This is a genomic window from Paenibacillus sp. MB22_1 (assembly GCF_047200555.1).
GTDB classification, from domain to species: domain Bacteria; phylum Bacillota; class Bacilli; order Paenibacillales; family Paenibacillaceae; genus Fontibacillus; species Fontibacillus phoenicis.
Window position 1 is genome coordinate 163,446 of the sequence record NZ_JBLADV010000002.1, and the last position, 20,430, is coordinate 183,875.

The following is a 20,430-nucleotide window of genomic DNA, read 5'->3' on the forward strand; positions in this document are numbered from 1 at the left end:
TTTTTGTTTATTTTTTCCCGCCCCCCGCAACAGGAACAAGCTGAAGCAATTTCGACTCGGCCCCTTGCAGTGTGACGTGCAGCTCCGTTTTCTCACGCCATTCTTCACCAGTCCACAGATCCGTCACGCGGAAGCCGGACTTCCCTTTGTTGTCCATGGCAGCCCGCTCGAAGGAGATCGTCCGTTCCACCGGCTCGTTCGTGAAATTGAAGATCGCGAGATAATATCCCCCGCCGTCTTTTAAGATGTAAGCGTCCGCCGCTGCCGTTCCGGTGTTGCCCTCCATCGGCCGGAATGCTAGCCCTTTCTTCGCCACCGCATTCACCGCCGGGTTCACCAGCAGCTGCTCCATATACTCCCGGGCCGTCTGATTCGCCACATCATCCGAGTTTAGGAACACAGTACCGGAAATCGCCGCCGCGTTCACTCGGGTTTGCGCTGCGAGCAGCGAGCCGCCCTTCGCCAATGTCATATAGTCCGGATCCGTGTAGCGGTAGATCGTACCGTTTTGCCACCAGCCATAGGTCAGGTTGTTTAACTGGTATTCGGTGCTGTTGAGCGAACCGTCGACGTCGCAGGAGATCCGGCGGCTGTGCGCGTATTGGCTTGGGAACAACGGCGCGATCGACGCGCTGATAAACATCGAACCGTCCAACGCATCAACGATGTAGGCCATTCCTTCATTGTAAGCCTGGATGCCGGTAGATACTTGCGGGTTAAAGTGTTGGCCTTCCAGTGCGCCATGGCTCAGAAAATCCAGCTTAATATACTCGAAGCCATGCTCCTTAAAGCGATTCATATAATAGTCGATACGCTGCTTTGTACCCGGATGGGTCGGATCCACGGCATAGGCGCCGTCCAGCTTCGGCAGCGGGTTCCCTTGCGCATCGCGAAGGACGATATCGCCATAGGTATATTTTCCGTCCGTTCCTTCCACCGTCTGGTTCAAATTATCGCCCCAGTAGACGAACGGGCCGTAATAGATGCCGGCCTTTTGACCGTTCGCCTTGATATGATCAACCAGTTGGCCCAGCTGATCGTCGTTCATATTATCCCAGTAGGAGTCGAGGTTGATATACAGCTGACCATTGTTGTTAAACGACTTCCCTTGCAGCTTCTCCTTAAAGTAATTGGAGGTCTCGATCACCTTATCGTAGGTTAATTTGCTGCCAACAGCTCCCCAGCTGTTCCAGCCCACCGGAACCCCTTGCGGAACATCGGGTCCAAACGCCAGCGGCGGCGCTTCCACTGCATTTGCCCGCCCGTACGTTTCCAAACCGTCCCGATAGTCGGCAAAAAATCCAACAAACACCTTCGGTGAAGCAATCGTCGTCCCGCTGACCTTGGCATGCGGCAACGAATCGTGCGTGGAGGCCAGAGAAGTGAAGCCGCCATAAGCGTTCAGCTTATTCAGCCGGTCATTGGATCCGCTCCAATAAATGCCTGTTTTCCACGTATCATGACTTACCGAACCCACCACAAAGCCGCGACGGCTGTCGTTGTCGAAAATGGCCGTCAGTTCCGAGCTTTCATAATTTTGATTGTTTAGATCCGTGTTGATCGTCTTGGACAAATACCGCGACCATGCATCGTTATCAAACGGAGCTACCAGCACCCGGTTGTCGCCATATTGGCCGATATCCACGCCGCCGCGGTGATCCACAATCAGCGGGGCAATATAGTTCGTTGCGAGCGGCGTATCTTGCTCGGCAATAACTTGAGTGAGCAAGTAATCCTTCTGCTCATAGATATAGTAGATTTGCTTCAGGGTCGGCAGACCTTCCTGCCTGTTGTTCACCGTGACCTTGATCCCTTTGCCGCCCCGGTCGTGGAACCGCTCCACCTCTTCCAGCTTGAACTCATGCTTGGCGTAATCCTTGCTGGTTAAGTACTGGTCCAACTGTATGGAGCTGTACGCCCCTTGGATCTTGGCCTCTTCACCGCGATTTTTCCAGCTGTACGCCGAGAGCCCATTTTCCGTATTATAGAGCAACTTCAGACTGCCGCTGGTTACGCTCATCCCTTTCGCGTGCCGGGTTACGGCAATCGGCCCGTATTTCACCGTACTGAGCGGCGCACCAAGCTCCAGATCTTCACCGTTCCCCGGATCGGTTCCCGGCTCCGAGGACGTGACGAAGGTCAAGCTGATTTTGTCCAAATCCGGAGCATATCCGCCGTCATCGTCAAAAGACAACGTATTATCGCCCGCCTGTAAACGGACCTCAAAGTCGAATACGCCCACCGTATTCCAATCCTTCGTCGCCGGCGGCGAGAAACGCTCCCGCTCTCCGCCATTTACGCTGACCATAAACGAACGGGGATCCCCGGAAATATAGGACAAGCTTAGCTTATAAACGCCTGCCTCCGTTACATTCACCCCATTAAACTGCATCGCTGAGCCTTGGTAAAGGTTGCCTACTTTCGCCCCGCCGGAGCAGGTGTCGCAGGCAACCGGACCGGCTTTGCCGGAATAGGTGTTTGCCGCCGCCTCCGCCTCAAACGTATAAACCGCCTCCGTTGCTTGCGTGCTTCCTCCTTCAGCGACCGCCTGTTTTGGGGCGATCTGCGCGCCACCTGTCAGCGAACAAGCCAATATCGCAATCAGTACATATCGGAGCATCGCACTCCACCTCGACCTCTTCCCCGTCCCCGCCTTCACGAATCATCCATCCTTTCATCGATTAGTTCGATTACGAACCCCATGTTAAAATAGACAGCGCTTTCTTTCTATAACTCAAAATGCCGATTTATAGCGGAAATTAAAGTTCTTTTCCAATTTCGATGCAAACAAAAAACAGCCCGTCGTCCTTATTGGGACTTTCAGGCTGCCTGCAGAAGAGAAGACTGGAACTAAAGATCCAGCCGCGTTCTTAAAGCAGTAATATGAGCAAGATGATGATTCCCGTGCCAAGCGTAATTGCCGAGATTATAAGCCAAGCTCGTCGTCTTCCCCGATTCAGGATGGTGGAACGAACGCTCAAAGTCTTCCTCGCTCAGCGATCTCAACAGGTGGGTCCAGCGGCGGTGAAGCGCTTCCAGCAGAAGCAGCGAAGCCTCGATGTCTCCCTCGTAGTCGGCCAGCTTCGCCCAACGGTCTTCGTGATAAGGCCGGATCGTTGGCGTCTCTTCAGTTAGCGCCAGTTTAAACCGGGTGTAGGCATGGATATGGCTGTCAGCCAGATGGTGCACGACCTGCCGCAAAGTCCAGCCGCCCTCGCGGTAAGGGAGGTTCAGCTGATCTTCGCTTAAACCGGCCACCGCCTGCCTTAATCGCGCCGGCAGCGTCTCGATTTCACGTATCCATTGCTCCCGCTGCGCCGCCGTAATCTCGCCTGTGAAGGCATACTCGCCTATCGGATATCTAGGGTCCATGTCTGGTTCGCCTCCTGATCAGGAATTAAACTGCCACTTTCACTTTCTTATTGATTCTTTTATACCTGATCAAGCTGGCGTTGTCGATATCCTATTCCATACCATCCTGCTTAGGATCATTTCGTTTCGATCCTTTCTTCGATAAAATGGAGCAGCCGTGCATCCTCCCACTCATACATGGCCAGCAGCGTTTCATAAGGGTCCCCTTCCAGCCGAAAAAACTTGCCAAACGCCGGCTCCGTCTTCAAGCCCTCTGCCTTCAGCTTCCGGATCGCCTCCCGGGCCGATGCCCCTCCCATCTCCAGCATCCGGTGCTCAATCACCATATGCCGGTAAGCGTTCTGCTCCGTCACCGGCTTGGGCTGACCAAATACCTCGAACGCCAAGCCGTGATGGGTAAAGTTCGCGACCGTACGCAGGAGTCCGCCGACAATTTTGCTGGAGCAGGTGTACGCCTTGCATGCCCCAAAATAACGCTCCAGCTCTTGCTCAAACCGCTTGGCGTCATACACCTCGCAGATGATGTCCAAGTCGCTGTCGGGCATATCAATATCGAGCGGAATCGTTCCAGCCAAGACCGGATGATAGGAAGCCAGCCTGTCTATCATCTGCAGCTCCTCCATCGCCATGTAAGCCTGACGCTGACGCTCATTGCCTTTTTGCAAATAAGCGAGGTCGAGGAAGTTGTTTGTCATGATCATGCCCCCTCCGATGCCCTTCCAAGCTTCTTCCCATCCTACTTCGCGATGGTTTCGGCCTATCTCTGCCAAGCAACCAAAGAATCTTCCCGTTTAGCTGACTAACGCACCAGCGGTCTGGCTGCGACGCCTTCATGGGTCATTTGCACTGGCTGGATTCGCCCGTCCTCTTCAAATAACATGCGATCGATGCAAACCACGCGATGATTCGCATCGGTTTCACTGAGCGGCCGGCGGTGGTAAACGATGTACCACTCGTCGCTGCCCGGAATTTGCAGAAATCCGTGATGACCTGCGCCGGTGGCGATTTCCGGATCCTGCTGCAGAATCTTGCCTACGCGCTTGAACGGTCCAACCGGCGAATCGGACATGGCGTAGGCTACGGAATAATCCGGTCCGGTCCAGCCCCCCTCGGCCCACATGAAATAGTAAATGCCGTTCCGTTTGAACATGCAAGGCCCCTCAACATAATGATCCGGGGTGATCTCCTTGAACGTGGTTCCATCCTCGAACGTGTCCAGATGAATCATGTCCTCGGTCAGCTTCGCCACATTGCAATGTCCCCACCCCCCATAGTACAGGTAAGCGCTTCCGTCATCATCGAGAAAAACATGGGGGTCAATCGGCTGCGCGCCAAAATGAAACCGATCAATCAACGGCTTGCCCAGCGCATCCCGGTACGGACCCTCCGGCCGATCGGCAACCGCCACGCCGATTCCGCCCAGCTCCTCGTCACTTTGAATGTCGTTCGCAGCAAAATAATAATAGAACTTTCCGTTTCGTTCGATCGGCGACGGAGCCCATAGCGCCCGTCGCGCCCAAGCGATATCTTCCATCGTCAGGATGCGCTCAACCTTCGTCCACTCCGTCAAATCCGTGGAATAGAAAGCATCAAAAAACGTCTGTTCATCGTAAGGGGCCGAGTACGTCGGGTAAATCCAATACCGATCCTGAAAAATCCTCGCTTCCGGGTCCGCATACCAGCCTGTAAATAAGGGATTGCCGGATCTCTTGAGCTGCTCTTCGTTCATGGGGCTCCTCCTTTTTGCTTATTGCATCAACGGACACATAATGCTATATTCTCCGCCGCGGGTATCCATACCTGCATGGGATCATCCCGTCATCCCTAAAGAATACAAAACCGCCCTGCAATCCATGTACAGGACGGTTCCTTGGCGATTAAGATGTTATTTCACGCTCATGTAACGGTCGTAGGCGTCGGTGCGGATTTTCATCAGCTTCTCCAGGCCCATGTCGTTCAGCTTCTTCACGTAAGCGTCCCAGCCTTCGTCGATGCCCCCTTTCGTTACCCACTGGGCGCGCATCGTCGAAACATAAGTGTCGATGTCCGTGGTCAGGGTCGGGAGCTCCTGGAACTCCTCGGCCGTATACATGACATTCGGGAATGGCGTAGTCACGTATTCGCTGCCCATTTTGTCAATCTCCAGCTTCAGGCCGTCGCCAGCTTTCGGGTTAAGCACGATGTTCTTCTCGAAGGAAGGGCTGACGTATTTCGGTCCGAAATCCCGCAGCGATTGCTCCCAGTACCATGCGTCCGCGCTGGTGCCGGCCGGCGGATCCATCAAGGTGTAGGTGCCATCGTCATTCTTCTGAATGACCGTGCCAATCGCGCCCCAGAAGTTCTGGATGCTCGCTTCGTTGGTATAGAACTGGTCGGCCCAGCGGGCGGCCACTTCCGGATATTTGCAGGACGTCGTAATCAACAACTCGTTGCGGTTAAAACTCATGCCGTTCGGATTCCCCGGATTGTAACGCTTCCCGTCGGGACCTGCGATAGGCGGAATGGCGACATACTGATCACTCCATTTGCCAAACACCGCGTCCGGCGTCCACTGGTTCGTAAATCCGACGATCGGAGCATCCGCATTCTGCTGTTTCGCCGACGTCATCGTGGCATCCTGGGTGAACAACTCTTTGTCGATCAGGCCATCCGCATACAGCTTATGGGCGAATTTCAAGCCTTCCTTGTACTCCTCGCTGGTTGGATAGAACACCGGTTTGCCATCCTTCACCAACATGTTATTGGCGTTGATGTCGGTAATGCCAAATGGATTCAGGAAATCCGGGGCCAACCCGGTTTCGGTATACGGAATTTCGTCCGCTTTCCCGTTGCCGTTCGGATCCTGCTCTTTAAACGCTTTCAACACGTTGTATAGATCATCAACCGTGTCCGGCACTTGGAGTCCCAATTTATCGAGCCAAGCCTTGTTAATGACCGGCTGGTTTTTCGTTTTCGGACGCGACGGCAGCCGGGTCGGCAAGGAATAGATTTTGCCGTCCGGGAACGTGCTGATCTTCTTCAGCTCCGGCGTCTCGGCCATCGCGGCTTTGAGGTTCGGCATGTATTGGTCAATGTACTCGTCCAGCGGACGGAAGTAACTTAAGTTATTCACGATATCGGAGTCGGAAAAAGTCTGGTCGCCTAATATAATGTCCGGCAGCGTGCCGCTGGCCAGCATGATCGATTTCTGCTCGTTCCAATCGTTCGAGGACACGACCTGCCATTCAATTTTGACATTCGTACTCTTCTCCAAATCCTTCAGCCACTGATTCTGGGTAAACGTATCGCCCATGTTCCCCCAGCGCATCGTCAACACCTTTAGCGTAACGGGTTCGTTTACGATCGGCAGCCCCTCTTTATTGAAGAAGCTCGTATCGCTTGGCGCCGGACTTCCGGAATCCGCGGATTTACCGCCGCCGCACCCTGCGAGGCCAAAGGCGAGCGCTCCCGCAAGAATCAGCGCGGTCCATTTTTTTACCGTGAATCTGCCTGTTTGTTTGCTCATTGCTCGTTCCCCCATTCTTTGATTGTACCATGCCTTACGGTGTCCAATTAGCTTTTGACCGCTCCGATCATCACCCCCTGATTGAAATATTTCTGCAGGAAGGGATACACGCACATGATCGGGACGGTGGCGATAATAATGACGGAGTAGCGCATCAGATTGGCGAGCCGAAGCGCGATTTGGGCTGCTTCCCCGGTCCCCATGCCGGACTGCATCTGGTTTGTGATCAGGATGTTGCGCAGGATCAGCTGCAGGGGATGCAGGTCCGGATTTTTTAAATAAATCAAAGCATTGAAGTAAGAGTTCCAGTAACCAACCGCGATCCATAGCCCCAGCACGGCGATGATCGCCTTGGACAGCGGCAGCACGATCTGGGCGAAATAACGGAGATTGCCGCAGCCGTCAATTTGCGCCGCCTCCCACAAATCCTCGGGAATGCTCGACTGAAAGAACGTCCTTGCAACGATGATATCGTACACGATCACGGAAAACGGCAAGACCATCACCAAAAACGTATCGTACAGATGGAAATCCCGGATCGTCAGGAAGGTTGGAATGAGTCCGCCGCTGAAAAACATCGTAAAGATGAAAAACAACGAAAGGAACTTCCGTCCGACCAGATCCTTCCGCGACAACGCGTACGCCGCTGACACGTTCACGATCAGGCCAATGGCCGTGCCTACTACCGTATACAATATCGTGTTTCGATAGCCGATCCAAATATTTTCGTGCTTCAGCAGCTCCTTATAGCCATCCAGGGTAAACCCCTTGGGAACAAACCACACCTGCCCGTTCGCCACCGCTGACGGGTCGCTGAAAGAAGCGATAACGATAAAATAAAGCGGGTAAATTAACACAATCAGAAACAGCACCGCAAAGACATAAAGCAGCACTTCCATCACTCTGTCGGAAGATCGATTGTTAATTGGCTGCACGGCTGGATTTGTTGCTGAATGGGCTGTCTCCATTTTCATCTCCTTCTCCCCCCTTCCCTACCACAGGCTGTTCTCGCTGTATTTCTTGGAGATCTGGTTCACCAGAATCAGCAGCAGGAAGTTAATGACCGTGTTAAACAGGTTGACCGCCGAGGAGAAGCTGTACTGGCTGCTCAGCAGGCCGATCTTGTAGATGTACGTGGACAAGATTTCACTTGCGGTAATGTTCAGGTCGTTTTGCATTAGATAGACCTTCTCGAATCCAACGCCCAGCAGACCGCCAACCCGCAAAATGAGCAGCGTGATCGCCGTCGGCATCAGCATCGGAATATCGATGTAGCGGATTTTGTGCCAGCGGCTGGCTCCATCAACGGTAGCCGCCTCGTACAAGCTGGGATCAACTGTAGACAACGCAGCAATGTAGATGATGCTGTCCCATCCAACATGCTGCCACACGTCCGACCAGACGTAGATGCTGCTGAACCAACCGGCAGAACCGATCAAATCAGGTGCATCTCCGCCGAACAGTTTGTACAAATTGCCGACCAGTCCGGTGCTCGGAGAGAGCAGAATCAGCATCAACCCGACCATGACGACGGTAGAAATGAAATGCGGCATATACGAGACGGTTTGAAAAAAACGTCGGAACCGGTTCGGCCGCATCTGATTGACCATCAAGGCCAGCCCAATCGGAATCGGAAACGTGGCGATACTGTATAAGCTGATAATGATGGTGTTCTTAATCGTCGTCGAAAATTGATACGAATGAAAAAATTTCTCAAAATGCTTGAACCCCACCCAAGGACTACCGTCAATGCCAAGCGCCGGGCTATAATCCTTGAACGCAATGACCACGCCGTACATCGGTTTGTACGCGAATAACAGCGTCAGCACCACCGCAGGCAACAGCAGCAAGTACAGTCCCCGGTTTCTTTTGATTTGTCCAAGCGTCCGCCTTAGGCCCACTGCGCCGGATTTCATGACATCCCCTCCTCGTATAGTATCTTTTGAAAGCTCTTTTCTTTCAGCTTCCAGCCCCGTAGGGGCTGGAGAGATTCCTTGAAATTTTCCAGCAAATCGTTCTTTGAAAATTGAATGGGGACTGGACTTTCTGGAATGTCTCTGGACAATGGAACTTAGGGTCCATTCGGGGAAATTCGTATCCCTCCTGTAGCCACGTCTACATTAAAAGTCTGTTTCTCCGGTACACGTCTGAACTTCTTACCCGCTGGCTGTTCCCTTCGGCAACCCATGCCCGGCTATAGCAGTGCCGGGGCAGCTCATGGACTGAAGTGTGTTCTCATAGGCGAGGGTGATTGATCTGCGTGTGCGCCGGAGGCATCCCGGAGCGTCCATTCCCTGAATCCCTCAACAGAAAGGAGGAACTCCATTTGAAGTTATTTGTCGGTATTGACGTCAGCTCACAAGAACTGGAAGCGTGCTTTATGAATCCCGACGGAGACAAGCTGGAAACGCTCACCGTCAAGAATAATCTCGACGGCGCTTCTCATCTGAGAGATCGCATCGTCGCTGTAGCGGACAAGCATTCGTCTTCCGAGATTCACATTGGCCTTGAAGCGACTTCGGTCTACAGCTGGCATCCTGCCATGTTCATGCATGAGGATCCGGCGCTCAAAGCCCGTAAAGCCAAAGTGTTCACCATCAACCCGAAGCTGGTCAGCAAATTCAGAGAAGCCTACCCGGATATGGACAAGACCGACCGTCTTGATGCCTGGGTGATTGCGGATCGCTTGCGCTTTGGACGATTGACCACCACCATCGTCATGCAAGAGCAATATGTTGCGCTCCAGCGCCTCACGCGCATGCGATTCCACCTGATCCACAACCTGGCGCGTGAGAAGCAATATTTTTTGCAGAACCTGTTCTACAAGTGCAACGCCTTTACGACCGAAGTAGACAGCTCGGTATTCGGTCACGCGCTCATGGAGATGCTCTCCGAGAAGTACAGCCTTGACGACATTGCCACGATGGATGTCGCCGAATTGGCCGACTATTTAAGGGACAAGGGACGCAATCGCTTCCCTGATCCGGAGAACGTCGCACGCTGCATTCAGAAGGCTGCCAGAGCCTCTTATCGACTTTCCAAAGTGGTTGAGGACTCCATCGACCTGGTGCTTGGCACATCCATTCAAGTGATTCGAAGCATCCAGGCACAGCTCAAAGATTTGGACAAAGCCATAGAGCGCATTCTCGAAGGCCTGCCTGAATCCAAATGCTTGCGCTCCATCCCTGGGATTGACCGGGTGTATGCCGCCGGTATCCTCGCGGAGATTGGAGACATCGATCGCTTCAGTGATCAAGCGGCTGTGGCCAAGTATGCCGGCCTTTCCTGGCGTAAACATCAGTCTGGCCCTTTTGAAGCCGAAGATACCAAACGCATTAAATCCGGCAACCGATTCCTTCGCTATTACCTGGTTGAAGCTGCCAACTCGGTGAAAAACCGCGATGAGGAATTCGGTGAGTATTACCGGAAGAAGTACAAAGAAGTTCCTAAGCACCAACACAAACGCGCCCTCGTCTTAACGGCAAGAAAACTTGTGCGTCTGGTCGATGTGCTGCTACGCAACGGCCAACTCTATACGCCACGGAAGAAGGTAACGACTGCGAAGGATTGACGCCCCCTTTGCCAAAGTCCTTACTCATTCCCAGTAAAAATCTGGAATTATCCTTGATTTGGGCTGGGATTAGTTTGATATTGTCATTTTTCTAGACTCAAAGCACTTTTCACATAGAAAATTTCCAATTTACTCGAATCTAGGACTTGACATCATACCGCTGGACTTCTTGATCGTCTAAACTCCTAGTCACGCCTTTCGTATGTCCGGCGGCTTCATGTCTTCAGTATAGTGCCCAGCCTGGTGCGTTTATCGGACTCAAACTCGGCAGTAAACGGACTTTTGCTCGCCGGCTCCCATGGGCCCGAATCCTGTCCCCTTAACCAGCGGCCGAAGGGAATAACGGAATCCGGACTTGATTTGACGCTTTCCGGACTTTCCGTTGGTGTAGATGGGATTCGGTCTTCTTTTTCTAAAGGAGGATTTATAATAGGGTTAATACCTTTGACAGCGCATTCATAAAGGTGTTCCCACTGAAAAACAAGCTAGTATCGGCAGGAAGAGGCGAGGGGGCCATGGCTAACACCGCGAAAAACAAACCATATCCGATTCGTCACTACGTTAACTTCATGTTTCTGATCTCCTTCATCATCCTGATCCTGGATTTTGTCATCAGCTTATCTGCGGTATCGATCGTCAAGCAGCAATCCACGCGTTTTCTGCAGGATACCGCGGATTTATACATCAACCGGATCAACCACGATTTCGCTTATATCAACCACTATACGGGCTGGACGCTGGCGAACGATGAGAACTTGCAGGCGATGAACGATCACCCGATGAACAGCGTGGAGTTTTTTGAGGGGAATGAAAATCTGCACAAGCGCTTTAATGAGCTGCAAAAAAACTACGGCCAGGAATACAATTTCTTCGTGTATTTGAAGAAACAGGATTTTTTCCTCAACTGTGCGCCGATCAGTATTCCGTATTCACATTACCTGGAGCTCAAGGAACAGGTCATCGCCAATGTGGAGGCGGGACGGGATGTCTACGAGAAAATTTACTCCAAGTGGACACCGGTTGAAATTAACGGCAGGCACTATATTACGAACATCGTTCCTTTTCACGATAGCTACATGATCAGCCTGGTGTCCGCGGATCAACTGATTCGTCCTTTACGGGAGCTGAATCTCGGCGAGAACGGGTTCGTCTCCCTGGTGGATAATCGCAGCCAGGTCTTAACCAGCCCGATCTCCAACAACGGTGCGCTGCTGGACGAGGATCGGCGACCCTCGTTCTTTCAGAACTTGTTTAAGGGTGGAACGACGGTTAACGGGGAGTTCACGAACGCTTCTTTTCACGTAAAGCTGGTGATCCAGTTCGGGACATTTGAGAAAATCATGATCGCCCAGCTGCTGATCCTCCTGCTCGCCGTTATGATCACCTGCAGCCTGGGGTTCATCCTGATCTACTTCCGGAACAAGGTCCTTCTTCCAATCAAGAGCTTCTCCTATAACCTGGCGTTTTGGACGGAGGAAGGGGAGCCGTTGGCGTTCGAAAGCAGTAAGATCATCGAGCTGGAAAGAGCAAATAAACAATTCATGAACCTGGTCGACCAGATCAAGAAGTTTAAAATCGACTTGTACGAACGGGAACTAGAGAAGCAGCGGATCCAATTGGATTATATGAAGCTGCAGATTAATCCGCATTTTTTCCTGAATTGCCTGACGAATATCTATAGCATGGCGCAAATGCAGCTATATCAGGAAATCGAGCAGATGGCCTTATCCACCTCGCGATATTTCCGCTACATCTTCCAAAACGATGGCGATTTCGTTAAGTTGAGAGATGAGATCGAGCACGTGCGGATATATCTGGATATTCAGAAACACCGGTATCCAGACGCACTGGTTTATCGCATCGACGTAGAGGAAATGTTGGCCGCAGAGACTCGAATCCCGCCGCTCGTCTTGCAGACCTTTGTGGAAAATGCGGTGAAATATGCGGTGTCCCGTATTTCACAAGTACACATCGAATTGGCGGTGCGATTGGAGCGGGAGGATGGCGAGGAGCGCATGACGATCCGGATCACCGATACCGGACCCGGATTCCCGCCGGAGATCCTGGAGTGTCTGCAGAACGGCAGGCCTCTGGATCAATCCGCTGGAAACCATATCGGAATTATGAACACACTGCAGCGTTTGGCGTCTCTCTACAACGGGGATGCAGCCGTATCGTTCTCCAACCGGGAGGACGGCGGTGCATGCGTGATCTTATCCCTTCCGGCAGATGCCGGGACGAACAGGAGCGTGGCAGTATGAATGCATTAGTCGTGGATGACGATGTTTATGTCGTCGCTGCTTTAGAGAAGAAAATCGAGTGGAAGGCTCTGGGGATCGATAAGGTCTATACCGCAAACAACGTCGCCCAGGCTCGTGACATCCTGCAACAGCACTCGGTACAAATTCTGATCTCTGACATCGAGATGCCGCAGGGTAGCGGACTTGAGCTGCTCGCTTGGATCCGGGAAGAGAACTATGCCGTCCAGGCTATCTTCCTGACAAACTATGCGGATTTCAACTATGCGCAGAAAGCGATTGAGCTTCAGAGCTTCGAATATTTTCTTAAGCCAATCGAGTTCGATAAGCTGATGCTGATCCTTCGTAAAGCGGTCGCGCGGGCCGAGGAGCAGCATCAGCGGGAGAAGGCGATGCAAGAAGGGGTGCTATGGCAGCGAAATCAGGCCAACCTCTTGGAGTATTTCTGGCGTAAGCTGGTGAACGCGAGCGTGGCCGCACCCGTTAAGCCTGCAGCGGTGGCTCAGGCGGTGGAAGATCAGCAGCTCTCCTACCTTCCGTCCGACATCCTTCAGCCAGTGCTGATTCACGTGTTTCCATACAACGGCAGCTTAGGCCGGGAGGAGAAGGGGTTGTTCGATTTTGCCCTCGGGAATGTATTGGGCGAACTGCTCAAACATCCGCAGTTTGCCGTCGAGACGATCCTGGAGGTGAAGGAGCATCAATGGATGGCCATCCTCAAGTGGAACGCCCCGCCGGAACCCGACGTACTCGCGGAGTTATGCTCCGAAGGGATTCGCAGAGCCAACGCCTATTTGCATTGCGATGCTTGCTGCTTAGTGGGTCTCTCCGATCGGCTGGAGAGTATCGGCCACGTACTGCACCAACTACTGGCGATGAACGAGAGTTTGACCAAAACCCGCAACCGAACCTATTGGGCAGAGCGCGATGATCTAAAAAAGCAAACGGTATATCATCCCCCGAATTTGACCCGCTTGGAGGAACTGCTTCATCAGAACGATTCGGCTTCGTTCCTCGCCGAGACGGCGCGATATCTTCGCGACTGCCTGGACCGCAAGACGCTGGACACCTCTTGCCTTGCCTTATTCCGCCTGGATATTGTGCAGCTTGTCTACGCCTTCTTGAAGTTAAAAGGCATCGAAGCGCACAAATTATATGCGGCGCGGGCCAATGAGCAGCTGTTGGCGCAGTCTCTCCATTCCATCGAGGACATGCAGGAATACGTCACTTATTTGGTGAATACGGCCATGGCCTATCGGGATTTTGCGGCGGAACCGAAATCCGTTGCCGAGGAAATCAAACAGTACATCCACGCCCATTACGGGGATGAGCTGACCCGGAACGATCTCGCGGAGGTCGTCTACCTCAACCCGGATTATCTCGCCCGCTTATTCAAGAAAGAAACGGGCATCTCGCTGGGCAGCTACGTCATCCAGGTCCGGATCTCCGTTGCCAAGCAGCTGCTCGAAACAACCAAACTGTCCGTGTACGCCGTGGCAAACCAAGTCGGCTACGCCAACTACTCCTACTTCTCCAAGCTGTTCAAGCAAGAGGTCGGAGTCACGCCCAACGAGTACAAGAAGAACCCGCGCACTGCGGCACGATGGCCGGTGGCGGAGCGGGCTTGAACGCTCCCCAAGCGTATGAAGAAGGGCCTTTCCGACGATCGGAAGGCCCTTTTCCCTTGTCTATTTCGATTTTTGCACCTTAAACGTAAATTTCCATTCCGCCGTATTCCCGGAATACCGGCCTCGATTTTCGGTAACCTTTACTTTAAGTGACTTGGTAATGTCCTTGGTCACGGAGGACCCTTTCACCGTTGCGTTAGCTGAGCCGCTCTCCGGAATTTTGTCCTGCTCTTCCGCATACGCTTTTAACTTCAGACTCTCCGATGATTTTAGCTTCAGAGTGACGGTTGAGCCTTCCTCGATTTCTTTGCCATTCACCGATGCCTTGGTATACCACTCATTGCCAACATGATTGTTCTCCACCAACTCAACACTAACGAGGGTCACCTTGAGTTTGATCGTCTTTGTTGTAGCCGCCGACACAGGCTGAACCAAGCAAACCCAAATCAAGGACAGCATCAGCATAATTTTCAGTGCTTTTTTCATTGAGAGTGCCTCCCTCAAATCATATTTCCAGCAGTGCTCCGCACGGCCTGGGTTCCGCTTCCATTTTACTCCAATCCTTTGACACCCACAATCCTATGCAAGTGCAAAAGAAGATCGCCGATCAACGGCGATCTTCTTCGCTTATTCACTTATTTTCCAACCGACAGCAAGAACCGCTCCAAAGCCCCCGTATCCGTAATGCTATGGTTGCAATCCCGGTTCTCCAGGCAGACATAATTCCCGTACATGGAGAAGTTGTCCGGCGAAGCATGGGCGGACTTGGTTTTCACCGAGAAAAAGGCAAGCTCCTGATGCCGATTGCAGAACAAGCAATACCCTTTCTTATTGGTCGGCGTGATGCGGCCCTCGATGCCGATGAACCGGCCTTCGTACGGGTAGACGATGTATAGCTTGTTCGTCGCGATGTCCACCCAACTCAAGTACGTCACGTAACGAAAGTCGATGGCGGCGAGATCCGGTACTTTCAGCTTTTTATTTTTAGGGAATAGCTTCTCAATCTGCTTCACCGTAATCGGCGGAAAAGGCTCCAGATATTGTTCCAACGCGCCAAGATATCTTTGGAACTCATAAGCTGTCTCGAAGGTCGCGATTTGACCGAGCATCTGCTTCTGCTCCTCCGTCAGCGTCGGAAAGGCCTCAACGATATTCGTAACGGCACTAAACCTTACTGTCTCCAGAACGCTTCGATCCGCGACGGTTCGCAGGGTTTTCTGAAGAAATTCCGCTTGTTTCTTGATCACGTTATACTGGTGGTTTCTAATAAATGGTGTACACATAGCTTTCAGCCCCTTATTTGTAATGAATCAATTCAATAAGGTGCAAAGCCTGTTATTAGAAACGATAAAATGAATTTTGGGCGATCGAATAGGAAAAAGTATATCAGCAAGTTCGGAAAGCCGCAATTCGATTCCTCTTAAAATCAAACAAGTGCCCTACTCTCTTGTCCACACCGATTCATAGAAACGGAAATATATTATATCACCCCTATGAAAAGGAGTGATAGATTTGGCAAACCGCGATGTACGTCTTGCATTATGGTCAGGTACTAATTTTACTGGCCGCCGAATTCTCTTCAGACGCGGCGGGGTCGCTGTCCGCGATCTTGGAGCGTTCAGATTCAACAATGCACTTACCAGCTTCCGTCTCAGAAATATTGTGCAAAGCTCTCGCGTTACCCTGGTGTTGTTCTCGGGAACGAACTTTCAAGGTTCCTTCCGGGTATTCCGGGGCAGTCAAAATGTGTCCAACTTGGGCAATTTCAACTTCAATAACGTGACATCTTCGCTCATTTTAGTTGGCCGTAATCTGACGAACTCGGAGATCGCTGAAATCCAACGCACCGGAAGACCACCTAGAGACATTCTTATTATTAGACAATAATTGATTACAGGCTCATCGTTGGAAGCAGATCTAAAGAAGCTAGAATTCACCGCGTTCCTCTTACCCGGATTGGTTTCCTCCTTAAATGCACGAATATAGCGAAACGCCCCGGCCTTAGATCGCTCTTTGGCTGGGGCGTTTGTTGTTTAAGCTGCTTTTTTACTTTGCACCTTTGTAAGTTAAATTGATGTGATTCAGGTCCGTACTGCTATCAAAAATAAATTCAAGCTGGTAATCCCCACGGACGTACACTAATTTTTTCTGAGTGAGTTTACCCGTTTTAATGGTAGAAGTCGAGTTTGGCATCCCATTTCTTGATCATTTCATCACGTGGATTGCCCTCATCCGCATTCAGAATTAGGGATACATTCAACTCGCCTGAATGTTTGGGGGGTTCTAAACTTGACCATTTTATTCCGTGTTTCGCCAGTTTCATATGTGCCTCTTGCACTTGCTTGCCTGAATAGCCGTGTTCATTAAATAAAAATAATCCTACTAATGCAAAGGAGCAACAATTTCTACCTTCATTCGATCAGGATCCTCAAAAAATACCGCATAATGATCCGGTCCACCTGCATAAGGATGTCTATCTTTATACAGAATAGTAACCCCACGATCTTCAAGCTGATTCGTAATCTTATTTACCTGCTCCTTGGAATTAGCTTGGAAAGCAAGATGATTTAATCCCACTCTTTTTCGGTGATAGGGAATATCTAAGTATTTTTCTCCTGTTTGTACAAAGACAATATATGTAGTTCCGCTGATCCAACTCACTCCCTGGTCCCACTCTTGATAGACCGAATATCCAAGCTCTTGAAAAATCCAATCCCAGAACGCTCTACTTGTTTGGAGGTCGGAAACATTGATTTCGACATGATGGATCATTGATAAGCTCCTTTTTATTACATTCCCTCAAGGATGTTTCTAGCAACCTGGTTTGCTTCATTTTTATTTCCCGCTGGTCCTGATACATATCCCTCAGTAAGATGATATCTCTCATTTATATCATTCAATTGTAACCATACCTTATTAAAATCAGCGGATGTCATTATGGAGCCGATTGAATTTAGTACATGAAACTCATTATTCTTTGTAAGTGTTTCAAAATATTTGTTGCCTTCTCTCTTGAGCTTGATATCATAGACCAAATCGTTATCTACAATCATTTTTCCGATGAACCTATCTTTCCCAAAAAGCACTTTATAGTGCTCGCCGATGATTGATATTTGCGTTTGCTTTTCGAACTCCGTTTCTACCGAGTAAATAGTGCTTCTCAGACTTACTTCTACATGACGGGGACGATGAAAGTCATAAGTGAGATAAAGAATTACAATAAGGAATATACAACATAATGTTATGATCACTCTCTTCTTCAATTGGTCACCTCCATAAGATGAAACCTGAAGGATGTTACGGAGTCTTCAAGTTATTCAATCAAATCAAGACTTAACCGGATCATATCCCTGCACTGAATTCCGTTCTCATAAATCTTTTCAGGATAATGTCTTATAAAAAAATCCCGATCGATTCCAGTAATTCGGAATCCACATTTTTGATAAAGGAATAGCTGACCTATGCTTGAGTTTCCTGTCCCTATTTCAATCGTTTTGACGTTTTGTTCTCTTGCTTTGTCAATTGCAAAATGGATCAGTTTCTTCCCGATTCCTCTTCCCTGAAAGTCTTCACGCACCGCGATATTAACAATCTCCAATGTTCCTGGTCGTGTTTGTAGTAATACAATGACAGCAATAACTTTATCTCTATCATGCAAACCAACATAACACTGACCTCTTTGCAAATACTCCTCGATCATCTCTTGCGATGGATCAGCTAAGAGTAATAGATCAAGGGGAATATCTTCGTGATCCTTAAGTAATCTAATCTTCACATCCATATTTATCTCCCATACATTCTGCAGTAATTGAATCTATTGTTCTTGCATGCATGAACTAATATTCTTTATTGAACCTACAAATTACGTCGATGATTTTGTGTATTGAAATCTAGAAATAGAAAGACCAATCCCACAATAATGCAGAGTGACCCAAACCAATAATTGATCCGCCTTCTTCGACCAAGGAATTCAAACTTCAAACCGTAAGACTCATCCAAGAAGAAGGGAAAACGGTGGCGCAGGTAGTCCGAGAAATGGGGCTGCATGAGAACCGTTGTACCGCTGGATCGCCGAATTCAAGAGTAGCGGAGAAGCCGAATCAGGTCTGGAGGACCCCTGCACGCGTAAAATTGTCGGCTTCCATATGGACGAACGAATGACGAAGGAGCTTTGTTTGAAGGCCCTGGATCAGGCGTATCGCCTTCAGAAGCCCAAAGGGAACGTGGCTGCATCATTCTGATCGCGGCAGCCAGTACGCATCCTCAGACTATTAGCAGCGATTGAAACAATATGTCATTATAGGCAATAAATGGATTTTCAAAGCCCCATACTCCTAAAAGTATTGCTATTTCAATTAGCCAATGAAATATTTTGTTTTTTTCTTTTTTATTTTCTTCCATTACTCTTCTTCCAAAAAATGTTTTGTGTCCGGCTGCTTCCGCTTCCTTGCTACTGAAATGCCTCTCCGAATCCACTCCTAACTTCGTGCCGGACCGAGGGCGAATGCCCGATGCGTGAATATGGTGTTATCTGTAGTAATCGCCATCTTCGTCCCCTCTTCCAAACGGCAGTTCTATATATTCTTCTATTTCATAATCCTCATCAATTTCAGAAAATAATAATCGTTCAATCTCTTGGTTTTCTATTATCTTCTTCTTTTTCATATCTGTCCTTCTAATTTTATTTTGTAAATCTATTTCCAATTGCTTCTTATATTCTTTATCAATTTGGATTCCCAGTTTTTCTAGTTCTCTTACTGCACACAATAGATCAACAGCAAAATGATTGCTATATCCTCTAACAAGATTCTTTCCATTGTACTTAACTAACCAATGCTTCGCAGCTTGTAGTCTGCCTTCTTGATTAAGTCTTTTATGTCTTGGTGTATTATTTTTCTTTTTCATTTTTCCTCTTGGCTCTTATGAATTTTGCGATTATTACAGATTACGTTCGTGTATTCACGACGTCCTTCCCCCTTAGATAGCTCCTATCTTAGGGGGAAGGATGTGTCCGGCTGAATTCACTTCCCTGCTTCTGCCAATGACATCCCCGAATCCACTTCTGACTCCGGTCCGGGCCGAGGGGGCTCGTCCCCCGATGCGCGAATATGGTGTTAGCTGAATTTGCTGTCTTCTACGAATTACTAAAAATAGATCTTTACATCTTTGTAATCATGTATCCCTGTTCCATGCCTGGCTAATCCTTTATTAAACAGCTCCTGGCAGGCTTTATTCAACTCAATTATAAAATCCTTGCTCAAGTCTAATTCATTATGTCCCGGCAGTATTCTTGTTATATGATCGATTCGACTTATCTTCTCTACAGATTTGATAAACAACAATGGATCTGTCGTTGGATAAAATGCAAACAAAGTTCCCTTGTAGATTAAGTCTCCAGTATACAAATAGCCGCGCTCTTCTTCATAAATACATAGATGCCCTGGTGAATGCCCAGGTGTATGTAAGAAAGTTAATGTTCTGTTTCCTAAATTTATCGTTTGATTATCCTTTAATACGGCAGTGGGCTTACCCCTGTATGGCTCATAAGCTTCTATTCTAAAATCAACTGGTAACGGTTTTGTAATATCTCTACCTACATCACGACGTATTACCTCAATAGGAAGTCCAGGTATTCCATTCTCTAACCAATCATTCTCTAACTCATGTACGTATATTTCATTAAACTGCCCATGACCCCCAATATGATCCCAATGAACGTGTGTTGTTAAGACTTTAATAGGCAAAGAAGTTAATTGATCAACAACACTTTTGATATTTCCTATTCCAATTCCTGAATCTATTAGCGCAGCGTATTCATCACCAATAACTAAATATGAATGCACCTTCTCCCAATGGCCATATTCACTTATGGCAAAAGTCATTGGGTCGATTTCTTCAATTGTGAACCACTCATCGGGATTCAATGAGTTTCCCTCCCTTTTAATTTCGTTCTTTACAGCAATTTCAGCTAACGTTCCTGGATTCACGAACCCGAGAGGCTTAAGGTGACGAAGTCACCGGCTGCTCTTGCGCAGTTAGCCTCGTAGGGTTGTCCGCCTGACTCCGCTTCCCTGCTTATAACTTCTGGCGGACCAA

Annotated in this window: 20 protein-coding genes; 4 read left to right on the plus strand and 16 right to left on the minus strand. The window is 49.5% G+C overall.

The annotated features are described in order from the left end of the window. Positions 1-7: 7 nt before the first annotated feature. From ACL02P_RS12390 to ACL02P_RS12420, 7 genes are all read right to left on the minus strand, one after another. A complete protein-coding gene (locus ACL02P_RS12390; RefSeq protein ID WP_412837393.1) occupies positions 8-2,620 on the minus strand; it encodes a carbohydrate-binding protein in 2,613 nt (870 codons plus the stop codon). 230 nt (positions 2,621-2,850) lie between these two features. Further along, positions 2,851-3,372, minus strand: coding sequence for a YfiT family bacillithiol transferase (locus tag ACL02P_RS12395; RefSeq protein ID WP_412837394.1), 522 nt, complete (start codon positions 3,370-3,372; stop codon positions 2,851-2,853). A gap of 116 nt (positions 3,373-3,488) precedes the next feature. Continuing rightward, the gene (locus ACL02P_RS12400; protein WP_036645188.1) at positions 3,489-4,067 is read right to left on the minus strand and encodes a DUF4269 domain-containing protein; all 579 of its coding nucleotides are present in this window, start codon (positions 4,065-4,067) and stop codon (positions 3,489-3,491) included. Positions 4,068-4,171: 104 nt separating this feature from the next. After that, positions 4,172-5,101: a glycoside hydrolase family 43 protein gene (locus ACL02P_RS12405; protein ID WP_260070372.1), complete on the minus strand. Its 930-nt coding sequence runs from the start codon at positions 5,099-5,101 to the stop codon at positions 4,172-4,174. A 156-nt stretch (positions 5,102-5,257) separates the two neighbouring features. Continuing rightward, positions 5,258-6,877, minus strand: a complete 1,620-nt coding sequence (locus ACL02P_RS12410; RefSeq protein ID WP_009225058.1) for an extracellular solute-binding protein — start codon at positions 6,875-6,877, stop codon at positions 5,258-5,260. A 47-nt stretch (positions 6,878-6,924) separates the two neighbouring features. Next, complete coding sequence (locus tag ACL02P_RS12415) at positions 6,925-7,851, minus strand: carbohydrate ABC transporter permease (protein WP_009225057.1); 927 nt, start codon at positions 7,849-7,851, stop codon at positions 6,925-6,927. Between the two features lie 18 nt (positions 7,852-7,869). Next, positions 7,870-8,793, minus strand: coding sequence for an ABC transporter permease (locus tag ACL02P_RS12420; protein WP_009225056.1), 924 nt, complete (start codon positions 8,791-8,793; stop codon positions 7,870-7,872). Between the two features lie 410 nt (positions 8,794-9,203). Between ACL02P_RS12420 and ACL02P_RS12425 the strand changes: the two genes are divergently transcribed. From ACL02P_RS12425 to ACL02P_RS12435, 3 genes are all read left to right on the plus strand, one after another. Next, on the plus strand, positions 9,204-10,448 hold the full coding sequence (locus ACL02P_RS12425; RefSeq protein ID WP_090728280.1) for an IS110 family transposase: 1,245 nt from the start codon (positions 9,204-9,206) through the stop codon (positions 10,446-10,448). A gap of 515 nt (positions 10,449-10,963) precedes the next feature. Further along, the gene (locus ACL02P_RS12430; protein WP_412837395.1) at positions 10,964-12,709 is read left to right on the plus strand and encodes a cache domain-containing sensor histidine kinase; all 1,746 of its coding nucleotides are present in this window, start codon (positions 10,964-10,966) and stop codon (positions 12,707-12,709) included. Beyond that, positions 12,706-14,334: a response regulator gene (locus tag ACL02P_RS12435; RefSeq protein WP_009225054.1), complete on the plus strand. Its 1,629-nt coding sequence runs from the start codon at positions 12,706-12,708 to the stop codon at positions 14,332-14,334. Before ACL02P_RS12430 ends, ACL02P_RS12435 begins: the two co-directional genes overlap by 4 nt. Before the next feature lie 60 nt (positions 14,335-14,394). On the opposite strand, the gene ACL02P_RS12440 is transcribed toward ACL02P_RS12435, so the two are convergent. Then, positions 14,395-14,820, minus strand: coding sequence for a hypothetical protein (locus ACL02P_RS12440; RefSeq protein ID WP_009225053.1), 426 nt, complete (start codon positions 14,818-14,820; stop codon positions 14,395-14,397). Positions 14,821-14,969: 149 nt separating this feature from the next. Beyond that, positions 14,970-15,617 carry a FusB/FusC family EF-G-binding protein gene (locus tag ACL02P_RS12445; protein ID WP_412837396.1) on the minus strand — a complete coding sequence of 216 codons (648 nt, stop codon included), beginning with the start codon at positions 15,615-15,617 and terminating at the stop codon, positions 14,970-14,972. 229 nt (positions 15,618-15,846) lie between these two features. Here ACL02P_RS12445 and ACL02P_RS12450 point away from each other — a divergent pair, with 229 nt between their 5' ends. Next, positions 15,847-16,221, plus strand: a complete 375-nt coding sequence (locus tag ACL02P_RS12450) for a hypothetical protein (protein ID WP_009225051.1) — start codon at positions 15,847-15,849, stop codon at positions 16,219-16,221. A gap of 280 nt (positions 16,222-16,501) precedes the next feature. On the opposite strand, the gene ACL02P_RS12455 is transcribed toward ACL02P_RS12450, so the two are convergent. The 7 genes from ACL02P_RS12455 to ACL02P_RS12485 all read right to left on the minus strand — a co-directional run bounded on the left by ACL02P_RS12455 (position 16,502) and on the right by ACL02P_RS12485 (position 20,258). Next, positions 16,502-16,672 (minus strand): hypothetical protein, encoded by a 171-nt coding sequence (locus tag ACL02P_RS12455; protein WP_009225050.1) that lies wholly within the window; start codon positions 16,670-16,672, stop codon positions 16,502-16,504. 44 nt (positions 16,673-16,716) lie between these two features. Next, the gene (locus tag ACL02P_RS12460) at positions 16,717-17,106 is read right to left on the minus strand and encodes a VOC family protein (protein WP_009225049.1); all 390 of its coding nucleotides are present in this window, start codon (positions 17,104-17,106) and stop codon (positions 16,717-16,719) included. A 17-nt stretch (positions 17,107-17,123) separates the two neighbouring features. After that, on the minus strand, positions 17,124-17,597 hold the full coding sequence (locus ACL02P_RS12465) for a hypothetical protein (protein ID WP_036645129.1): 474 nt from the start codon (positions 17,595-17,597) through the stop codon (positions 17,124-17,126). A gap of 50 nt (positions 17,598-17,647) precedes the next feature. After that, the gene (locus tag ACL02P_RS12470) at positions 17,648-18,109 is read right to left on the minus strand and encodes a GNAT family N-acetyltransferase (RefSeq protein WP_009225047.1); all 462 of its coding nucleotides are present in this window, start codon (positions 18,107-18,109) and stop codon (positions 17,648-17,650) included. A gap of 488 nt (positions 18,110-18,597) precedes the next feature. Continuing rightward, entirely contained in the window at positions 18,598-18,810 is a 213-nt protein-coding gene (locus ACL02P_RS12475; protein ID WP_323079184.1) for a hypothetical protein, read from the minus strand. 51 nt (positions 18,811-18,861) lie between these two features. Further along, positions 18,862-19,239 (minus strand): hypothetical protein, encoded by a 378-nt coding sequence (locus tag ACL02P_RS12480; RefSeq protein ID WP_412837397.1) that lies wholly within the window; start codon positions 19,237-19,239, stop codon positions 18,862-18,864. A 239-nt stretch (positions 19,240-19,478) separates the two neighbouring features. Then, positions 19,479-20,258 carry an MBL fold metallo-hydrolase gene (locus ACL02P_RS12485; RefSeq protein WP_412837398.1) on the minus strand — a complete coding sequence of 260 codons (780 nt, stop codon included), beginning with the start codon at positions 20,256-20,258 and terminating at the stop codon, positions 19,479-19,481. Positions 20,259-20,430: the final 172 nt, after the last annotated feature.

Bases quoted from the DNA above. Each gene is read 5' to 3' on its own strand.
- ACL02P_RS12420 (WP_009225056.1), bottom strand. From the start codon at position 8,793: ATGAAATCCGGCGCAGTGGGCCTAAGGCGGACGCTTGGACAAATCAAA.
- ACL02P_RS12460 (WP_009225049.1), bottom strand. From the start codon at position 17,106: ATGATCCATCATGTCGAAATCAATGTTTCCGACCTCCAAACAAGTAGA.
- ACL02P_RS12440 (WP_009225053.1), bottom strand. From the start codon at position 14,820: ATGAAAAAAGCACTGAAAATTATGCTGATGCTGTCCTTGATTTGGGTT.
- ACL02P_RS12435 (WP_009225054.1), top strand. From the start codon at position 12,706: ATGAATGCATTAGTCGTGGATGACGATGTTTATGTCGTCGCTGCTTTA.
- ACL02P_RS12400 (WP_036645188.1), bottom strand. From the start codon at position 4,067: ATGACAAACAACTTCCTCGACCTCGCTTATTTGCAAAAAGGCAATGAG.
- ACL02P_RS12395 (WP_412837394.1), bottom strand. From the start codon at position 3,372: ATGGACCCTAGATATCCGATAGGCGAGTATGCCTTCACAGGCGAGATT.
- ACL02P_RS12430 (WP_412837395.1), top strand. From the start codon at position 10,964: ATGGCTAACACCGCGAAAAACAAACCATATCCGATTCGTCACTACGTT.
- ACL02P_RS12445 (WP_412837396.1), bottom strand. From the start codon at position 15,617: ATGTGTACACCATTTATTAGAAACCACCAGTATAACGTGATCAAGAAA.
- ACL02P_RS12410 (WP_009225058.1), bottom strand. From the start codon at position 6,877: ATGAGCAAACAAACAGGCAGATTCACGGTAAAAAAATGGACCGCGCTG.
- ACL02P_RS12415 (WP_009225057.1), bottom strand. From the start codon at position 7,851: ATGAAAATGGAGACAGCCCATTCAGCAACAAATCCAGCCGTGCAGCCA.
- ACL02P_RS12480 (WP_412837397.1), bottom strand. From the start codon at position 19,239: ATGAAAAAGAAAAATAATACACCAAGACATAAAAGACTTAATCAAGAA.
- ACL02P_RS12390 (WP_412837393.1), bottom strand. From the start codon at position 2,620: ATGCTCCGATATGTACTGATTGCGATATTGGCTTGTTCGCTGACAGGT.
- ACL02P_RS12405 (WP_260070372.1), bottom strand. From the start codon at position 5,101: ATGAACGAAGAGCAGCTCAAGAGATCCGGCAATCCCTTATTTACAGGC.